At 52.6% G+C, this 19,257-nt stretch carries 11 protein-coding genes; 1 reads left to right on the top strand and 10 read right to left on the bottom strand.

Going from position 1 to position 19,257, the window contains the following annotated elements:
- Positions 1-194 precede the first annotated feature (194 nt).
- A complete protein-coding gene (locus E0E47_RS11475; RefSeq protein ID WP_232038419.1) occupies positions 195-5,417 on the top strand; it encodes an alpha-L-arabinofuranosidase C-terminal domain-containing protein in 5,223 nt (1,740 codons plus the stop codon).
- Positions 5,418-6,185: 768 nt separating this feature from the next.
- Here E0E47_RS11475 and queG read toward each other — a convergent pair.
- The 10 genes from queG to E0E47_RS11425 form a co-directional block, all read right to left on the bottom strand.
- Complete coding sequence (gene queG / locus E0E47_RS11470; protein ID WP_130893754.1) at positions 6,186-7,136, bottom strand: tRNA epoxyqueuosine(34) reductase QueG; 951 nt, start codon at positions 7,134-7,136, stop codon at positions 6,186-6,188.
- Positions 7,133-7,744 carry a polysaccharide deacetylase family protein gene (locus tag E0E47_RS11465; RefSeq protein ID WP_130893753.1) on the bottom strand — a complete coding sequence of 204 codons (612 nt, stop codon included), beginning with the start codon at positions 7,742-7,744 and terminating at the stop codon, positions 7,133-7,135. Before E0E47_RS11465 ends, queG begins: the two co-directional genes overlap by 4 nt.
- Before the next feature lie 24 nt (positions 7,745-7,768).
- Positions 7,769-11,080 carry a DUF2723 domain-containing protein gene (locus tag E0E47_RS11460; RefSeq protein ID WP_130893752.1) on the bottom strand — a complete coding sequence of 1,104 codons (3,312 nt, stop codon included), beginning with the start codon at positions 11,078-11,080 and terminating at the stop codon, positions 7,769-7,771.
- 107 nt (positions 11,081-11,187) lie between these two features.
- A complete protein-coding gene (locus E0E47_RS11455; protein WP_130893751.1) occupies positions 11,188-11,949 on the bottom strand; it encodes a metal ABC transporter ATP-binding protein in 762 nt (253 codons plus the stop codon).
- On the bottom strand, positions 11,946-12,827 hold the full coding sequence (locus E0E47_RS11450; protein WP_232038418.1) for a metal ABC transporter solute-binding protein, Zn/Mn family: 882 nt from the start codon (positions 12,825-12,827) through the stop codon (positions 11,946-11,948). Before E0E47_RS11450 ends, E0E47_RS11455 begins: the two co-directional genes overlap by 4 nt.
- Before the next feature lie 5 nt (positions 12,828-12,832).
- Positions 12,833-13,285, bottom strand: coding sequence for a YqaA family protein (locus E0E47_RS11445; protein WP_130893749.1), 453 nt, complete (start codon positions 13,283-13,285; stop codon positions 12,833-12,835).
- The gene (locus E0E47_RS11440) at positions 13,261-14,208 is read right to left on the bottom strand and encodes a hypothetical protein (protein ID WP_130893748.1); all 948 of its coding nucleotides are present in this window, start codon (positions 14,206-14,208) and stop codon (positions 13,261-13,263) included. Before E0E47_RS11440 ends, E0E47_RS11445 begins: the two co-directional genes overlap by 25 nt.
- 4 nt (positions 14,209-14,212) lie before the next feature.
- Positions 14,213-15,481 (bottom strand): phosphoribosylamine--glycine ligase, encoded by a 1,269-nt coding sequence (gene purD, locus E0E47_RS11435; RefSeq protein ID WP_008627857.1) that lies wholly within the window; start codon positions 15,479-15,481, stop codon positions 14,213-14,215.
- A 12-nt stretch (positions 15,482-15,493) separates the two neighbouring features.
- Positions 15,494-17,734, bottom strand: a complete 2,241-nt coding sequence (locus E0E47_RS11430; protein WP_130893747.1) for a S9 family peptidase — start codon at positions 17,732-17,734, stop codon at positions 15,494-15,496.
- Positions 17,718-19,223, bottom strand: a complete 1,506-nt coding sequence (locus E0E47_RS11425; protein ID WP_172604695.1) for a THUMP domain-containing class I SAM-dependent RNA methyltransferase — start codon at positions 19,221-19,223, stop codon at positions 17,718-17,720. The genes E0E47_RS11430 and E0E47_RS11425 overlap by 17 nt, the downstream gene beginning before the upstream one ends.
- Positions 19,224-19,257: the final 34 nt, after the last annotated feature.

The raw sequence follows: 19,257 nt of genomic DNA, 5'->3' as shown, positions 1-19,257 counted from the left end.
AAAATGGTGTGTCTTCCACATTTATTTAGATTTTTATTAGGTTTGAAACGTGGATTTAATTACTTTTGGGCAAAGATGGCAACGTCTTGTAAATTAAAAACATTAACCTCTATATTTTTCATGAAATGAAGGGCAAATCTTTTTTCAAGAGGCTTATTCCCGTTGCATTTTACGCAATGTGTGTGGCCTCTTCCATGGCACAAGTTACATTGAATATCGATGCCGGACAGCGGGGAGCTTCCATCGGTGGTCGCCATTACGGCATCTTTTTCGAGGAAATCAACCATGCCGGCGACGGTGGGCTTTACGCCGAGCTGATTCACAACCGTTCTTTCGAGGACAATGCGTCGAACCCTGACAAATGGTGGCCTGTGGGGAATGCCCGTATGGCCGTGGTTACCGACGGGATGCTGAATGAGGCACAGGGGCACGCGCTCGAATTGGAATTCAAAGGCGCGGGCGACGGTGTGCGTAACGAGGGTTTCTGGGGCATTCATGTGGTGAGCGGGCAGACTTATCGGTTGTCTTTTTGGATAAAAGGAAGTCCTGATTATAAGGGTGTCATTACAGCCGAGTTGCAGACTCAGGGCGGTCGGAGTTTGGGTAGCCGAGAGATGACGGTGGATGTCGGCTCGGGATGGACGAAGCTGACGGCGGAAATCACGGCCACGGGAGAGGCTCGCGACGGTTGGTTCGCCCTGAAGGGTTCCGTGCCCGGCACGGTCGTATTGGACGTGGTAAGTCTTTTCCCGCCTACTTACAAAGGCCGTGACAACGGTTGCCGCATCGACTTGGCGGAAAAACTGGAAGCCATGAAGCCGTCGTTCGTACGTTTTCCCGGCGGTTGTTACGTGGAAGGGCATTATGCCAACGGAAAAACCAACCGTTTTGAGTGGAAAAACACCATCGGCCCTATCGAGGAACGTCCCGGGCACATGAACCAGAATTGGGGATATAGGGTGTCGGACGGTTTCGGATTCCATGAGATGTTGCAGCTCACCGAGGACTTGGGGGCGGAACCTCTGTTCGTGGTCAATATGGGCATGGGGCATGCGTGGGTGGAGGACTATACCCGGATAGACGAATACATCCAAGAGGCTCTCGATGCGATAGAGTATTGCAACGGCGATGCCAAAACTACGAAATGGGGCGCGTTACGGGCCAAGAACGGCCATCCCGAGCCTTTCAATCTCCGTTTATTGGAAATCGGGAACGAGAACTATAATTACAGTTCGGAAAACAATAACGACCAGAGCGACCACTATGCTGAACGTTACGAACAGTTCCGCAAGGCCATTAAGGCCAAGTATCCCGAAGTGACGCTGATTGGTAACGTGGAATCATGGGGCACGGACAATCCCAGTTGGCGTAACCCATATCCGGTGGATGCGGTTGACGAGCACTATTATAGGAATCCCTCATGGTTTGTCAACCAATATAACAAGTATGATTCTTATAGCCGGGCAAGCCACAAGATCTATGTGGGAGAGTATGCTGTGACACAGGACTATGGCGTCAATGGTCATTTGAATGCGGCGTTGGGAGAGGCGGTCTTCATGCAGGGGATGGAAAACAACTCCGATGTTTGCATCATGAACAGCTATGCCCCGATATTCGTCAACGAAAACAATTACAACTGGCGTCCGGACATGATCCGTTTCAACAGTTATACCAGTTACGGTACGCCTTCGTACTACGTGCAGCAGCTTTTCCCGAACAATGTAGGAAAACAGAATGTGAAGTGGACGGAGGAAAACAACCAACTGTTGCGCTCCGGGGGCATCGGCTTGAGCACGTGGAGCACGAGTGCCACTTTCGACAACGTGAAAGTCACGGCAGGCGACGGGACGGTGGTCTTCCACGACGATTTCTCGTCCGTAAAACCAGAATGGAAGGCCAACGGAGGCACGTGGACCACTTCGGGCGGCGTGCTGAAACAGACGGATAAGGGCATGCAAGGCAAACTTTATGTCTGCGATGTGCAGCCGGGACAGGACTATACGTATGAGGTGGAAGCCACGAAGACCGGTGGGGCGGAGGGTTTCCTCATCGCCTTTAATTGCGGGGACGGAGACAATTATTGTTGGTGGAACCTCGGCGGATGGGGCAACACCCAACACGGGGTGGAAGTTTGCACCAACGGGTCGAAGACTACGGTGGCTTCCGTGAGTGGGTCTTTGGAAACAGGACATGCCTACCGTATTAAAGTCGAAGTGAACGGCACGCACGTGAAGTGCTATCTGGACGGTGCGCTCCTGCATGATTTCACTTTGCCGGTGAGCCGCAAGATATACGTCTCTTCCAATATCGACGACGAGGCAGGCGTGTTGTACGTGAAGTTGGTCAATCCGTCTTCCACACCGCAAGAGGCTACGGTTAATCTGGCACATGCTTCCACGACCGGCGGTTCGGTGGTGGTGCTGACAAGTGGGAACGGTACGGACGAGAACAGCCTGGAGCACCCGGACAAAGTGGTGCCCCGTGAGCAGGCGTTGGAGGTTTCGGGCAGTAGTTTTACTTATACTGTTCCGGCCTATTCGTTGAGTATCCTTCGTTTGGACGTGAAGGACGTGGAACTTGTTCCAGAAGAAAAACCGGAATTGCCGGAGCCGTTGGTGCGGTATTCCTTCGACGGTGGGCAAGCAGCTGACGATGCTGGGAAGTTCGTTGGGAAGTTGTGTGGAGGTGCTTCCATCGTGACGATGGATGACGGCAACCATGCCCTTTATACTGGTGCTGTTGGTGAGCAAGGTTTTTTTGATTTAGGCGTGGACATGGCACGCCGTACCTTGGCCGGGTTGGATGCCGATTATACCATGTCGGTCGACATCGCCTTGCCCGGCGTAGGAACGTTGGAGGATTATTGTTGGGCATACGCTTTTGCCCATGGGACAGAGCAATACATAGGGTTGGTGAACAGCCCGGGCAACACGGGTTGGTATTACACTATCAAGGACGGGGCGAGCACGGATGCCCCTTCGCACGGAGGGTTGGCTTATGGCGTGTGGCATAATATCGCATACGTGCAGTCGGGCGGTATGGGGCGGCTTTACGTGGATGGTCGTCTGGCCAGTGAGCAGCAAGTAACGCAACGTCCGGACAACGTGGCGGAACGTCTGACGGAAGCCTATATCGGGCGTTCGCCCTTTGCCGCAGATGCCTTGATGGCCGAGGTCTTCTTCGATGATTTCCAGATTTATGACGTGGCTTTGGACGAAGGGCAGGCGAGGGAACTCTATGCCCGGGTGAAAGACCGTGCGGCGGAGTCGCGGGAAGTGGCCATGAGTGTTGGGCGCGAAGGACTGGCACGGTTTATGAAGAAGTTCAACTGTTTGCATGCCACGACGGAATTACCCAACATGATTTCCGACAAAGTAGGCGTGGAATGGCTCTTGTCCGTAGGCCAAGGCTATGAGGATGCCGTTGCTTTAGAGGATGGGAAACTGGTGGTACGCGCCCTGCCGCAAGGGGATGAGGCTGTCCGTGCCGGAATGTTGTCTGCCAAGTTAAGTTGCGAGGCCGACACGGTGGTAGTGGAGTGTCCGGTGATGTTGGCACCCGACGACAACCGCTATGGTTACTTGTACTGCTTCATGAACGCAGGAAAGGAAATCACCAATTTCGCACTCGGTGCGAAGGAAGATAAAGGCCGTGTGTTCCACGTATTGTTGGACGGGGAAGAAATTTTCGACACGGAACAGGTGGCAGGAATAGAACACGGCACGCGTGACGCCTATATCGGGCGCGGTAAGGCATCGGACGGCTATTTCATCACGACCACCGACATGAAACAGCACGCTTCCGGCGTGTGGAACAACCACGGCATCGACTTGGTACGTTCCCGGGATTTGATACATTGGGAGAGCACGACGTTCGACTTCAACCGGGGAAAATCCGTCTTCTCCGACCCCGATGCCACGACGGGCGTATATGACACCGATGAGGAATATGCCCGTATCAACCGTGTATGGGCACCGCAGTTCATCTGGGACAAGGACTATAACGGGGGAGAAGGTGCCTATTTAGTGTATTATTCCATACTTTCCACGAACGAAGGCGACAACCATGACCGTATTTTCTATTCCTATGCCGACCGGGAGTTCAAGACGCTGACCCAACCCCGTGTCTTTTTCGACCCCGGAATCTCGGTAATCGACGCGGACATCGTGTATAATCCCTACGACAGCCTCTACCACATGTATTACAAGCGTGAAGGGGCTTCGGGTACGGAACGGGGTATTTATGAAGCCACAAGCAAGAAGTTGGTGGGTGGTACTTGGACGGAAGTGATGCACGTGACGAACGAAGGTTCGGAACAGGTGGAAGGTTCCAGTACGGTGCGCCGCATCAATGAAGACATGTACAACCTGTATTATATGCGTTACTCCGGAGGTAATGCCTACAAGTATTGCGAGACCGACCATTTAGGATTGAACGTGACGCATTCCTCCAACGTGGAAGGGACCGGAGCGTTCCAGCACGGTTCCGTCATGACGGTGACGGAAGAAGAATACCGCCTGTTGCAGGCATGGAGCGACGTACGTTTGTACCTGCCACGTGTGCAGGACGTGAAGGAGGAGAGCGGCAGCCAAGTGTTCGATGCCGCCATCCGGCAAGCCGAAAAAGCGTTGGACCTGACTTCCGTGCCGGAGCTAGCAGTGGCTTTGCCTGCGGCTTATGAAGCCCTGAAAGCGGCGATGGAAACCTATACGGAGGATTTGTGCGCCGGTTGGACGCCCGGAGAGGAAGTAGACCTTACCTGGCTTTTAGTCAATCCCGATTTTTCGGAAGGCAGCAAGGGATGGGAAGGCACGCCTTTTACGGCGGCTTCTTCCGGCGTGGCTGAGTTTTATGACAAGGTTTACGACACTTATCAGGTGTTGGAACGTATGCCGGCCGGTACATACCGTCTTCGCGCCCAAGGCTTTTATCGCTATGGCGACAAGGCGGAAGCCTATAACGCGCATCAGGACGGTTCGGAACAGTTTTTGGCCGGGCTGTATCTCAATAACAGCCGCCAGACGTTCATGTCTTTGTTCGACGGTTCCGCTCCCTACACTTACAATCCCTATACCTATCCCGACGATGTGCGGTCGGCTGACAATGCCTTCAACCGCGACGGGGAATACCGTGCCAATGAAGTGGAATACGAGCTATTGGCGAAAGGGGATTTGCGGGTCGGTCTGGACAAGACTGAGTATAGGTACCACGACTGGAACTGTTTCGACAACTTCAAGTTGCTGTATGTCGGCAAACCGACTGCCATACGTGAAGTGACGGGGTCGGCTGCGGTTCCGGTGGATGTGTACACCGTGAGCGGCGTGAAAGTGCGCAGCGCGGTCATGCCGCATGAAGCCGTGAACGGACTTCCGCGCGGGATTTATATCGTGGGTACGAAGAAATTTGCGATTAAGTGAGCGCAGGCCGAGCTTGCTCGAAGCCTGCCGAGCGTGAGCAAATTATGCAAATTTGCGATTAAGTGAGCGCAGGCCGAGCTTGCTCGAAGTCTGCCGAGCGTGAGCAGATTATGCAAAGTCGTGGTGGATTGAGGTACTTCATATTTCTCTTCGTCATTTGTATGTGTATTCTGTCTTTGGATATTTGATATAGGATTCCCTCTTTATGTCGACAAAATGTAAGCTATATGCCGATTTTTGGGGTGATGAAATGAGCCTGAAAAGTACATTCCGTATAATTTTCAGGCTCATTTGAATACATATATTCACATTTCGGCCTCGTTTTTCATGTATCTAAAGCATTTTTAGGAATCAGTCTCAGCCGAATGATTTTCCGTTCGGCTGAGAAAACACTTTTTATCTGCGCAGGACTTTTTGTGTTTGTCCGCATGTCGTTGGAAAAATCGGCTTCGGGCGGTACGTAGGTGTGTCCCGATGGCCTGTTTTTCTTTTAAATGGAAGCCCGTTCCTGTCCAAATCCGTGTGGCAAGATGATGGGCCGGGAAGGCTATGGGCTTACGTGGTGTGTAATGGCTTGTGCACGGGATGATGGCTTTGTATGCAGGAAGTAAGCGTAAGGAAGGGAATGAGTGACACGAAGGATTTTGCAAGGCACGCGAGAATCGTGTTTTTTCGTCCGTGTGCGCCATCATGCAAGAAAATGAAATCCTAAGGGTGTTAGATTGGCAAATAGACAGAATGTAAGGATGGACAGGAGAACGGAATGCACTACTTGTCCCCGTGGCCGCGCAGTGCTTTCAGGTTGCGGATGAGGCCCTCGTATTTCGCCCGTTTCACGGCAGAGCCTTTGAAGAGCATCCGGTAGTGTTCCACGTCCAACCGCACCCAGTCTTCCTCCTCCATTTGCAGCAGTTCGGGACGGGGAGTGAAGGCCGGTTCCGTGGTGGAGATGGCGGAACGCAAATGAGGACAGGCACGCAGGCAACGGTCGCAACCGTAGAAATAAGGATACATCCGGGCAGCAACCTCTTCGGGAATTCCGCCCCGGTTCTCGATGGTCAGGTAGCTCAGGCAGCGGCGGGCATCCAGTCCGCACCCTTCTTCCAAGGCATGCGTGGGGCAGGCTTCGATGCAACGGCGGCAGGTGCCGCAACGGTCGGTGGGGAAAGGCGTATCGTAGGCATCCGCCGGTAGGTTGAGCATCAGTTCGCCGAGGAAGAATGCACTGCCCGCCCGGGGGATGACGAGCTGGGTGTGGCGGCCTATCCACCCCAAGCCGCACCACCAGGCCCAATAGCGTTCCAGTACCGGTGCCGTGTCGCAGAAGGCACGCCCTTGCAAGGTGCCTTCCGGCGCACTGTGCCGCAGGGCTTCGAGCAGGCCGTTCAGCTTCTGCCGCATGATGTCGTGGTAGTCCTGCCCGTAAGCATACCAGGCGATTTGCAGTTTGTGGTCCGGGATGGGCGTGGACGGGAGGTAGTTCAGGGCTACGCTGACCACTGTCCGGCATCCTTCCACGAGGAGGCGGGGGTCAAGCCGTTTGGCTTCATGCCCTTCCATGTAAGCCATACCGGCCTGCCGTCCTTCGCCGAGCCAGCGTTTGAAGAAAGCGGCGTGCTGAGGGGCGACCGGTCCGGCCGGGGCCAGCCCGCAAGCAGAAAAGCCGAGGCTGGCGGCCTCGGCTTTTATTTGAGTGGCAGAGAGTATGTTTTTTGTCATTCTATCACTTTGAAAACATATCCTTGGTCTTTCAGCCATTGCAGGGATTCGGGCAAAGCCGTTTGCAGCTTGTCGATACTTTTCAGCGAGTCGTGGAACGTGATGATGGAACCGTTGCGTGCGTAGCGTTTCACGTTGTTCACCACGTCCTCCGCCGTCACCCTTTTGCTGTAGTCACGCGTCACCAAGTCCCACATGATGATGCGGTAGTGCTTGCGTAGCAGTTTGAATTGCAGCAACCGCATCCACCCGTGTGGAGGGCGGAAGAGGTTGGTATGCAGCAGGCGGTTGGCTTTGTCTGCATTTTCCAGATATTCTTTGCATGAATGCCGGAAGCCGCCGATGTGGTTGAACGTATGGTTGCCGACGCGGTGCCCGCGTTCGACGACCATGCGGTAGATGTCGGGATGCTTGCGCACGTTGTCTCCCACCATGAAGAAAGTGGCCTTGATACCAAACCTGTCCAATGTGTCTAACACAAACGGGGTGGCTTCAGGTATCGGTCCGTCATCGAATGTCAGATAGACTACTTTCTTCTTGCGGCTCATCCGCCATATCGCGGTCGGATATAGCCACCGGAGGAACACTGCGGGTTGTTCTATGAACATGGATTCCTGGGTTTCAGACTGGGATTACAAGCTTATTCCTCTTTGATGGCAACGTGAAGCATAGTTGTTCACTTCCATGATGCACTCTTCGGCTTTCTTCTTGTCTGCGGCCTCCCAAGTTTTCGCGATGCTGTTCAGGATGTAGAGCTGTGTGAGGCATTCCCGTGACGATTGCAACAGTCGCGGCGTGCTCAGGCTCAGGTACCATTCCAAATATTCTTTCGCGTTTTGTCGTGCAGCTTCGAGCAATTTGCCTCCTTCTGCCTTATGGCCCAGTGACAACCACGCCCTGCCCAGTTCGATGGAATGTCCGTAGATGGCTTCGTGCGGGACGATGCTGCCCGGAATTTCTTCCTCAGCCCGTTGCAGCACTTTCAATGCCTTCTCTTTCTTTCCTTCTTTCAGCAGCTGTTGGGCCAGTTGGTTGAAGAGGCGGCGGTGTGTGTAGCACATGCGTATTACGGTCTCGTCGAGGTAGATGTCCGGATTCTCTTTCAATCCACCGTATTTGAACTTGTTCATCATGTTGTCGTACATCCTCTCGCTGTCGATGGTACGGCCGCTCTGTTTGGTGTCGAACGGCGTGATGCGGCAGGCAAGGCCTTCCTGTACGAAGTTGTCGCCCAGATGTCCGTAATTGTCGGGACCTACCGTCGTGGACATGTAGAGCGGGCGTTCCCAGTTGGCCTGTGAAATCATTTCCAACATCATCATCTCACTCTTGTAGACGGCGCGTTTGCCTTTGAGCGAGATGTGCATCACGTCGGGAATGGAATCGGCGGCAATCATCATGCCCGAGCGTTTCACGGCTTCCTTGTCCACCGTCACCACGATGCTGTCGGTCGGGAAAATCTGCAGGTCAGGGTTATCGTTCAATATCCAGTGCCGGATGATGTTCTTCAACTCATACGGGTTGTCGCCCAACATCTGTTTCAGGTCTTCCGGACTGTCTTTGTAATAGTCGATGACTTGCTGTAGGGCGTCGGGCTGCACGGGGATGCCTTCGCGCGTGCCGGTGACGTATTGCAGACGGGTCCAACTGATGGGCAACGACGGCGAGTCGTAGGCCGGGCGGCGCATCTGGTCGATATACCAGTCTGTCTGCAGGTAACTCAGGTTGCAGACACGGGCATCGGTACGCACGCCTTCCGTTTCCTGGTTGTACCACAACGGGAAGGTGTCGTTGTCGCCGTTGGTGAAGATCACCGGATTGCCCTTGGCGTCCATGGAGTTCAGGTAGTTCTGTCCGAAGTCGCGGCAGGTGTAGCGTCCGCTGCGGTCGTGGTCGTCCCACGTCTGTCCGGCCATTTGTATGGGGACGAACAGGGCGAGCAGGCTGACCAAAGAGGCTGCGGTTTCCGGCACCTTGAGACGTTTCAGCCCGTCTACGATAGCGGCTACACCCATACCTACCCAAATGGCGAAGGCATAGAACGAACCGGCGTAAGCATAATCACGTTCACGCGGCTGCAACGGTGTCTGGTTGAGGTAGACCACAATGGCCAGACCGGTCATGAAGAACAGGAAGAAGACCACCCAGAACTGGCGTACGCCTTCCTGGTTCTTGTAAGCCTGCCAGAAGAGTCCGATGAGTCCCAACAACAGGGGCAGGCAGTAGAATACATTATGTCCCTTGTTCTCTTTCAGTTCGGTGGGCAGTTTGCTTTGGTCGCCCAGACGGGCATTGTCGATGAACGGAATTCCGGTCAGCCAGTTACCGTGTTCCAGTTCGCCATTACCCTGTATGTCGTTCTGCCGTCCGGCAAAGTTCCACATGAAATAACGCCAGTACATGAAGTTAATCTGGTAACTGAAGAAGAAACGCAGGTTTTCGCCTTGCGTCGGTACCTTTACCATTACCATTTGTCCGCATTGGTCGTAAGGCACTTGCTTGCCTTCCACGCCGCCCATCCAGTCTTCGTAAGCCCTGACGTGCTCGGGGCGGTCGGAATACATGCGCGGGAACACCATGTTCTGGGCATAGATTGGTTCCCTGTCGTAGTACACGATACGGTAAGCATCTTTCTCATCGGTGGAATGTTTCTCCACACGTTGGTAAATCGGTGCCCCTTCTTTATATTCCGGCATGCAGTAGCCGTCTTTGGTCTCTAACTGCACCTTTGAAGTGTAGGCCTGCCCGTAGAACAACGGACGGCTGCCGTATTGTTCACGGTTCAGGTATTGTCCCAACGTGAAGATGTCCTCAGGTGAATTTTGGTCCATCGGCGGATTTGCCGTGGAACGGATGACGATGACGGCGTATGTGGAATACCCGATCATGATCATCAGCATGCAAAGCAATGAGGTGTTCATGACGCGGGGGCTGATGAGCGGTTTTCCCTGTACCTTGCGACTGAGGATGAAAGCCAGAATGCCCAAAACGATGACTCCGATGACGAAGCTGCTCCATCCGTATCCGTAGAAAGGAATACCCAACATGCCTACGGCTACCAGATAGGCGATATTCATGCGGCGACGGCTTTTCTGGACAAGCGTTTCACGGATAGCCCAAAGTACGGTGGCTATCAGGCAGAAAATATAGAAAATAAGACCGGTGTTGAACGGAAGTCCCAAAGTGTTGACGAAGAACAGCTCGAACCATCCGCCTACTTTCACGATGCCCGGTACGATGCCGTACAATACGGCGGCTACCAGGATAAAGGAAGCCACCAAAGCCCAAAGTGAACCTTTCAGGTTGGCATCGGGATTTTTCTTGTAATACCAAATGAGCACGATGGCCGGCAAACAAAGCAAGTTCAGCAAATGCACACCGATGGAAAGCCCTGTCAGGTAGGCAATCAGTACGAGCCAACGGTCGCTGTGAGGCTCGTCGGCATGTTCTTCCCATTTCAGGATGAGCCAGAACACCAATGCCGTAAACAAGGATGAATAAGCGTAAACCTCACCTTCTACGGCACTGAACCAGAATGTGTCGCTAAAAGTATAGACCAACGCGCCTACCAAACCGCTACCTTCGATGGTAATCAATTTGGCTGTTGTCATCTGGCTGTAGTCACTGCATACCAACTTGCGTGTCAGGTGCGTGATGCTCCAGAAAAGGAACAGGATACAACCGGCACTCATCAACGCCGACATCGTGTTGACCATCAGGGCCACTTGCGAAGGGTCGCTGGTAAATTGCGAGAACAAGTTAGCCGTAAGCATGAAGAAAGGTGCGCCGGGTGGATGTCCCACTTCCAGTTTGTAGCCGGTAGTGATAAACTCCGGACAGTCCCAGAAACTTGCGGTCGGTTCAATGGTGGAACAGTAAACCCACGCGGCAATAGCAAATGTAATCCATCCCAAAAGGGTGTTTACAAGTTTGAACTGTTTCATTGTTTTGCTGTTATTTGATTTTGTTTTTATCGGTCAAGTTGCAAAATTAGTAACTTTTTCCTTTTTGTACGGCTCTTTCCTGAATTTTAAAAGGTTTGTCGGCCGTTTTAACTATGTTTGTGACATTTTAGTACACGGTGGGGATAGTTGCCGTGTCCTACCAAATCTATGGGGCAGTTGAATTTGTCTTCGAGCCAACCTTCCGGCAATTCCGTATCTGGATGGTAGTCGAGGGTTTCGTTTACGCAGGCGATACTCTTCACATTTTGCAATACGGAGCCTAAGTCGTGACTGACAAGTATAATGGCACTTTCGCGGTTGATTTCTTCCAGTTGTTGGTAGAGTTGTGTTTCGAACCGCTTGTCAATATAAGTATTGGGTTCATCCAATATGACCACATCCGGTTGTGATATGATGGCCCGGCCGAGCAGGGCGCGTTGCAATTGGCCGCCGCTGAGATGGCCTATTGGGCGGTCGGCCAATGTGTCCAGTCCCATGCGGCAGAGCATGTCCCGCGTGGCTTGGTGCTGTGCCTTGGAATAACGCTTCCAGAAGCTTTTCCGCAGTCCCGACAGCACGACCTCGTAGACCGAGACGGGAAAGTTCTTGTCTATTTTGTTGTATTGGGGCAGATAGCCCATGCGGATGGAGGGGACGGGCCGGCCTTCACGGAAGAAGGTAACTGTCCCGGACATCGGTTTTTTCAACCCGAGAATCGTTTTGATTAAAGTGGTCTTTCCACCGCCGTTCGGGCCGATGACACCCAAAAAGTCATGGGCATATACCGTCAGGTCGATGTCCCGCAAGACTTGTTTGCCGTCATATCCTACCTGAATCCGGTTTAATTGTATAAGTGGGGTTATTTTCATTGTGCGTGCAGTGTACGGGCTATTTTCAGCATTTCTTCTTTCCACTCGTAAGAGAGCGGGTTGATGTCTACGAGGTGCGTGCCGGTTTCTTTGGCTATGAGTTCCGCGTTTCTCCGGTCGAATTCCTGTTGGACGAAAATGGTGCGGACTTGTTTTTCTTTGCAAAGCCGGATGAGCCGGACGAGTTGTGCCGGGGACGGTTCCTTACCGTCGGTTTCTATGGCGATTTGCGTGAGTCCGTAGTCCTGTGCAAAATAGGTGAGCGTGGGGTGGTATATAAGGAATGCTTTGGGGTGCAGGCTGTCTACGAGCGTGTGTATGCTGTCTTCCGTGGCTTGCAGGTCGGCCAGTGTCTGTTGCAGGTTCCGGCGGAATTGCCGGGCGTGTGCGGTATCAAGTTTGCAGAGCGCGGCACAGATGTTTTGTGCAATGGCCTTCATGCGAGCCGGCGAAGTCCATACGTGCGGGTCGGTTTCGTTTTCCGGTTTGTCGGGCGTGCCGTGATGATGCCCCTCTATGAGCTTGATGCCTTCCGAAGTCCGGACGAACGGGACTTCGGGTGACGTTTGCCGGAACCGGTCTGTCCAAGTACGTTCAAAGCCTAAATCGCCGATTGTGAAATAGACCAGACTTTGCCTGAGTTTCATCATCTGTTCGGGAGTCGGCTCGTAAGTCTCGGGGCTGCTGCCTTTCGGTACAAATGTTTCCACGTGGAATCCGTCGCCTGCAATGCGTTCTGTAATGTAACGCAACGGTTCGATAGATACGGTAATAACCGGTCGCTGTGTGCCTTTGTTGTCTGTACGGCCGGACGGTTTGCATCCGGTGAAAAAGCAAAGACATGCCACGAGGTAAAACAGGAAGGGAAGTAATCTCATTTGCATTAAAATAAAGTGACGGTATAAACTAAAATAGCGTAACGTACCAGTTTTCCAATCGTAATGGAAATCAGGCATATCAGCCAGTTGGCACGCATGAAACCCAATGCCACGGAAATGGCATCGCCGATGACGGGAACCACACACAAGATGCCGCCCACCCATGCGCCTTTCCGTTCCATCCAATGCTGTGCTTTCTCCACGCTTTCCCGTTTCACACGAAGGTATTTTTCTACCCATTCCATACGGCCGAGACGTCCGATGCTGTAATTGAACATGCTGCCGCCTACGTTTCCTATGGTGCCCCATACAAGCAGTAAGAGCGGATCAAGTCCGGCCAGTTGCAGGCCGACCATGACAGCTTCGGAACTGAACGGGAATACGCTGGCTGCCAGAAATGCCGCCAGAAACATGCCCCAATAGCCGTATTGTATCAGAAAGTCAACCATTGCTTCCATATATTCAGGAAAGATAAAGCTGCAAACATGAATAGGAACAAGATGAATACCGCATCGGTAAACCTTTTGCTTGTCAAGGCAAAGTAGTGGGACAGGATGGGAGCGGAGTTCATGACTAATAATCCCAAAAGAACTTGGAAATGTACCGGTTGCAAGGCCATGAGCAGTACGATAAGAAGTTCTTGTGTGAGGATGAGATATAGAAACATTCTCGTGCGTATCTTGTCGTTAAAGCTAGTGCGTATGCCATGCAGGGCGGCAATGATGGTGAAAGCTATGACCAGTCCTATGGTGCTGATTTGTAAAAAGTCGAAATTCCGATAGTTCTCATAATATATCGGTTGGAAAAGGATAAGTTCCCGGAAATGTCCGGTGAACCGGCCGAAGTCTTCCATATAAAGGAAGTATCCGGCCATGAACCAGTAAGGGAGAATCAAACCCGTCATGGCCGCCCAAAACGTACGCCACGTCAGCGAACGGAGGTAGACGGCGGTGTACCAAAGATAGAACGGGGCGAAGAAAAGCAGTTGCGGGAAAAACAAGCTGCCTATGCCGAGACAGAGAAATGAATGGAAAATCGGGCTTACGGCTTCCGTTTGCTGATAGGATTTGAACAGCAGGTAATAGGATGCCAACACGAGGCAAGAAACGATTAAGCCGTCTTGCAGGGGATGCAGGCAGAATATACACCCCGTCATCCACAGGTAAATGGACGGTGTCAGCCGGCTGCGGATACGGATGAGTGAATGGGCGTTGTTGGTTTCCACCCAGAAGTAGGCTGTCAGGCCGCAAACGCCCCATCCCAACAGGCGGTCGAGCGTATAGATTCCTTCCGCACACCACAGCAGTGTGGTGAGAAAAGCGGCTACGGGCAGTGTGAAATTGCTCGTAGCCACCTTGTTCTGGAACCTGTTACTCCTCATTTCGTTATAGGTCTTGACCGATGTCGGAGCGGAAATACTTCTTCTCGAACCGGATTTTCTGTGCCTGGCTGAAAGATTGCTTCAAGGCTTCTTCCTTATCCTGTCCGTAAGAGCTGACGGCGATGACCCGCCCACCGGCTGTAACCACCTGTCCGTCCTTCAAAGCCGTGCCGGCATGGAAGACGATGCTGTCCTGTACGTCTTCGATACCCGTGATGGGGAATCCTTTTTCGTAGGCTTCGGGATACCCGCCGGATACCAACATGACACATACGGCACTGCGTTCGTCGATTTCCAGTGTCCGTCGGTCGAGGTCGCCTTGTGCCACGCCTTCCAGAAGGTCCACCAGGTCGCTCTTCACACGGAGCATGACACTTTCTGTTTCCGGGTCGCCCATGCGTACGTTGTATTCGATGACCATCGGTTCGCCTTCCACGTTAATCAGTCCGAAGAAGATAAATCCTTTGTAGTCGATTCCTTCTTCGGCCAATCCTTCTACCGTGGGGCGGATGATGCGGTCTTCGACTTTCTGCATCCATTCCGGGGTAGCGAACGGGACGGGAGATACGCTTCCCATGCCTCCGGTGTTCAGGCCGGTGTCATGTTCTCCGATTCGTTTGTAATCCTTGGCTTCCGGCAGGATTTTGTAGTTCCGCCCGTCAGTCAGTACGAATACGGAACATTCGATTCCGCTAAGGAATTCCTCTATGACAACCGATGAAGAGGCTGTGCCGAACATGCCGCCCAACATTTCTTTCAGTTCTTTGCGGGCTTCTTCCAGTGTGGGCAGGATGAGTACGCCTTTCCCTGCACAAAGTCCGTCGGCTTTCAGTACGTAAGGGGCTTTCAGGGTTTCCAAGAATTTCAGGCCTTCTTCCAACGTCTCCCCCGTGAACGTGCGGTAGGCGGCTGTCGGTATGCCGTGGCGTTGCATGAATGCCTTGGCAAAATCTTTGCTGCCCTCCAGTACGGCACCTTGTTTGGACGGCCCGATGACCGGGATGTCTTTCAGTTGGCCGTCGTTCTTGAAGAAATCATATACACCTTTGACCAAGGGATCTTCCGGACCGACTACTACCATGTCCACGCCTTTGCTGAGGACAAATTGCCTGATGCCTTCAAAATCATCGGCTTTGAGCGGTACGTTTTCCCCCACACTGCCCGTACCCGCATTTCCGGGTGCGACGTACAGTTGGTCCACTTTCTTGCTTTGGGCGATTTTCCAGGCCAGAGCGTGTTCGCGCCCTCCGCTGCCTAACAGTAATATCTTCATATCCGATTGTTTTTATTTCAAATAGTCTTCAAAATATTGCGTGATGCGTTCGTGCAGGTGTATGCGGTCCTTTCCCATCATGTTATGTTCGTCGCCCGGATAAGTGAAGAAATCCGGTTGGGTGCCTGCGTCGATACAGGCACGCAGGAACGACAGGGAGTGTTGCGGGACGCATACCGGGTCGTTGTAACCGATGATGACTTGGAGTTTGCCTTTTAGGTTACCGGCCTTGAGTTTCAGGTTACTGCCTTTGTAGCCTTCGGGATTGTCCTGCGGACGGTCCATATAACGCTCGCCGTACATCACTTCGTAGTATTGCCAATCGATGACAGGTCCTCCGGCCACACCTACTTTGAATACGTCGGGATAAGTGAGCATGAGGTTGGTGGTCATGAAACCACCGAACGACCAACCGTGCACACCCATCCGGTCGGCGTCGACGTAAGGCAGTGATTTCAGGAACTTTACGCCTTCCATCTGGTCTTTCATTTCTTCTACGCCCAGATGCCGGAAGGTAGCGTTCTCGAAGGCCAACCCCCGATGTTCCGAGCCTCGGTTGTCGAGGATGAAGAGCAGGTAGCCTTTCTGTGCCATGTAGATTTCCCAACCGCGTGCCATATAATTCCGGCTCGCCTCCACGTTGTGGGCGTGCGGCCCGCCGTACACGTAGATTACGGTAGGATATTTCTTATCCGGGTCGAAATCCACGGGTTTCACCATCCGATAGTAGAGGTCGGTGGTGTCGTCGGCGGCCTTGATGCTCCCGCATGTAATTTCCGGCACGTTATAGTCTTTCCATGGGTTTTCGGCAGTCAGCAAGTTACGCTCTTTCCCGTTCCGGGTGTCTGTCAGGCTGATGCCGCGCGCCACGGTAGGGGAAGAGTAACGGTCTTCTACGTAAGTGCCGTTTGCATTCACGCTACCGTAGTGTATACCCTCACCGTTGTCCAGAAGGGTACGTTTGCCATCCTTTACGCGTACCTTATATATATTGGACTGCAACGGATGGATTTCGTTGCTGCAAAAAAGCAGGCTCTTTTCTTTCTGGTCAAAACCCAAGACTTCTTTCACCACCCATTCGCCGGAGGTCAACGGGGTGACCTTGACATGTTCTTCGCATGAGCCGCCTTGGAATGTCTTATGTCGTTGTGAAGCCTGTGGCTTGGACAGGTCGAACAAATAGAGATGGTTGTAACCGTCCCGTTGACTTTGATAAATAAACTTGGAACTGTCCCACGGCAGGAACTGTAGGCCGTGCATCGGTTCCACGTATTTGGGATGCTCCTCTTCGTATATCACGCCTTCCTTTTTACCCGTAGCTGCATCGTAACAAACCAATTCCGCGTGGTTTTGGTCGCGGTTCAGTTCGATCATGTATATTTTCCGGTTGTCCGGACTCCAAGAAATGTTCGTGAAATAACGGTCGGTGGGGTCTCCGGCTTGCAGCCATACTGTCTGGCCTGTGGCCGGCGTAAAGATGCCCACCGTCACTTTGTGCATCTTTTCTCCTGCCATCGGATATTTGCAGGGATAAGTGGTGGCTATGCGTGTCGTGATATCCACTTGCGGATAGTCGGGCACCATGCTTTGGTCCATCCGATAGAAAGCGAGCTGTTTCCCGTCCGGGCTCCAGAATGTTCCTTTGGTGATGCCGAACTCGTTACGATGTACGGCTTCACCATACACCAAGTCGTTGCTGCCGTCGGAAGACACGGCCATCGTTTGTCCCTCTTTCGTCGTGACATATAGGTTGTGTTGCCGTACGAAAGCCAGGCTATTGGAAGACGGGGAGCGGTCCAATGCCGTGGCATCCGCCGGATATTCCTGTTCCCATACCTTCTTTCCCGATTTGAAGTCTACTACAGTGTATATGGAGGTCGGTTTACCCCCGTTTTTTCCTTTTCCGGAAATGACGGTGGCTACCCATGGTTGTCCGCCATCGGGGAACTCCACATTGTAGCAGCTATGCACGACCGATGAGTCTTCCCCGGCTCCTAGCCATTGGTTCAGTTGCGATAAGGTGAACAGCACCTTCTTGCTTCCGTCCTTGGGGTTTATCTCATGGCAGCCGTCCAAGTCCGTATCCACCAACCGGTCGCCCCACCAAGCCGTGTACAGGTTTTGGGGCTGTAATTGATGGTATGTACTTCCTCCCGGAAGCAAATCATCCAACGTGAAACTCTTTTTTCCTTGTGCCATGGCGAGGATTGACAGTAATGAAATCACTATGAAAAGATTAATCTTCTTCATCATAGCGGTCGAATTTACGGTTTTTCCCGAATGGTTTCCGGTCGCGGTCGAACGACTTGTTCTTGCGGTCGAACGAGCGTTCTTTGCGTTCGAAAGTTTTTCCTTCGCGTTTAAACGGACGTTTTTCGTATGACGCTCCTCTGTCCTCGCGTTCTTCTCGCGGACGGCGGTCGAAAGGACGGTTTCCGCGTGACCGACTGTCGCGGTCGTCATAATCCCTTCTTCTGGGGGGGAAGTCTTCTTCGTCGTCATCAATGGCCCTTTTAAATTCGCGGTGCATTTTGAAACGTCGTTTTTCTGCCATTTGCCGACGTTCCTCATCGGTCTTGATTTCCTTGCCTTCGGCGCGTAATTCCTTGTATTTTCCACTGAATATTTGGTATTTGCGGAACTCGCATTCCAACGAACCGTTGTACAAAGGTATTTTGATGGACGGTTTCAGCCCTATTTCGTCAAAGCATTCTTCGCGGTAGCTCAGGACCCAGGCATCGTTGTCCAGGAACTGGTGTTTCAGCCGTTCGCCTATGGTCCGGTACAATCCCAGTAAGTCGGGTGTGGAGATGCGTTCGCCATACGGCGGGTTGGTGATGATGATGCTTTTCTCGGCCGGTTGCGTAAACTTGTGGAAATCTTGTTGGGCTATTTCGATCTCTTTGCTCAGTCCGGCAGCTTTGACATTCCGTGTGGCGATGTCTACGGCGTTGCGGTTGATGTCGTAACCGTAAATCTTATGTGTGAATTCACGTTCTTGCGACTCGTCGTTGTAAATCCGGTCGAACATCTCTTTGTCGAAGTCCGGCCATTTCTCGAAAGCATACTCTTTGCGGAACACGCCCGGTGCGATGCCGCGGGCGATGAGTGCCGCTTCGATGGTTATTGTTCCCGAACCGCACATCGGGTCTATCAGGTCGCATTCGCCGTCCCATCCCGTCATCAGGATCATGCCGGCGGCCAATACCTCGTTCAACGGGGCTTCCACAGCTTCCTGCCTGTAGCCGCGCCGGTGCAATGATTCACCGGAACTGTCCAATGACAGCGTGCAGTCGTTTTCTGCGATGTGTATGTTCAGGCGCAAGTCCGGGTTTGTCACGCTGATGTTGGGGCGCGAACCGGTTTTTTCACGGAAGTAGTCCACGATAGCATCCTTTACCTTATAGGCTACGAACTTGCTGTGGCGGAACTCTTGTGAGAAGACCACGGAGTCTACGGCAAAACTGGTTTCATTGTTCAGATACTGGTTCCAGTCGATGGCCTTGACGGCATCATAAACCTGGTCGGCGGATTCCGCCTTGAAATGTTTGATAGGTTTAAGGATGCGGATGGCCGTGCGCAGGGCGAAGTTGGCGCGGTACATGAGTTCCTTGTCACCGGTGAAAGACACCATCCGGCGTCCGGTCTGGATGTTGTTTGCTCCTAAGCCGGTCAGCTCTTTGGCCAAAACATTCTCTAATCCCTGGAAGGTTTTGGCGATGAGTTCAAATTCAGTTTCCATTGTGTAAGTTTTGTTGGATAAATCGCTCATGCTC

Source organism: Paraprevotella xylaniphila YIT 11841 (assembly GCF_900683745.1).
GTDB lineage: Bacteria > Bacteroidota > Bacteroidia > Bacteroidales > Bacteroidaceae > Paraprevotella > Paraprevotella xylaniphila.
Note: the sequence above shows the minus strand (reverse complement) of the source record. Positions and strands in the feature narration are given on the sequence as shown.

Bases quoted from the DNA above. Each gene is read 5' to 3' on its own strand.
- E0E47_RS11475 (WP_232038419.1), top strand. From the start codon at position 195: ATGGCACAAGTTACATTGAATATCGATGCCGGACAGCGGGGAGCTTCC.
- queG (WP_130893754.1), bottom strand. From the start codon at position 7,136: ATGACAAAAAACATACTCTCTGCCACTCAAATAAAAGCCGAGGCCGCC.
- E0E47_RS11465 (WP_130893753.1), bottom strand. From the start codon at position 7,744: ATGTTCATAGAACAACCCGCAGTGTTCCTCCGGTGGCTATATCCGACC.
- E0E47_RS11460 (WP_130893752.1), bottom strand. From the start codon at position 11,080: ATGAAACAGTTCAAACTTGTAAACACCCTTTTGGGATGGATTACATTT.
- E0E47_RS11455 (WP_130893751.1), bottom strand. From the start codon at position 11,949: ATGAAAATAACCCCACTTATACAATTAAACCGGATTCAGGTAGGATAT.
- E0E47_RS11450 (WP_232038418.1), bottom strand. From the start codon at position 12,827: ATGAGATTACTTCCCTTCCTGTTTTACCTCGTGGCATGTCTTTGCTTT.
- E0E47_RS11445 (WP_130893749.1), bottom strand. From the start codon at position 13,285: ATGGAAGCAATGGTTGACTTTCTGATACAATACGGCTATTGGGGCATG.
- E0E47_RS11440 (WP_130893748.1), bottom strand. From the start codon at position 14,208: ATGAGGAGTAACAGGTTCCAGAACAAGGTGGCTACGAGCAATTTCACA.
- purD (WP_008627857.1), bottom strand. From the start codon at position 15,481: ATGAAGATATTACTGTTAGGCAGCGGAGGGCGCGAACACGCTCTGGCC.
- E0E47_RS11430 (WP_130893747.1), bottom strand. From the start codon at position 17,734: ATGATGAAGAAGATTAATCTTTTCATAGTGATTTCATTACTGTCAATC.
- E0E47_RS11425 (WP_172604695.1), bottom strand. From the start codon at position 19,223: ATGGAAACTGAATTTGAACTCATCGCCAAAACCTTCCAGGGATTAGAG.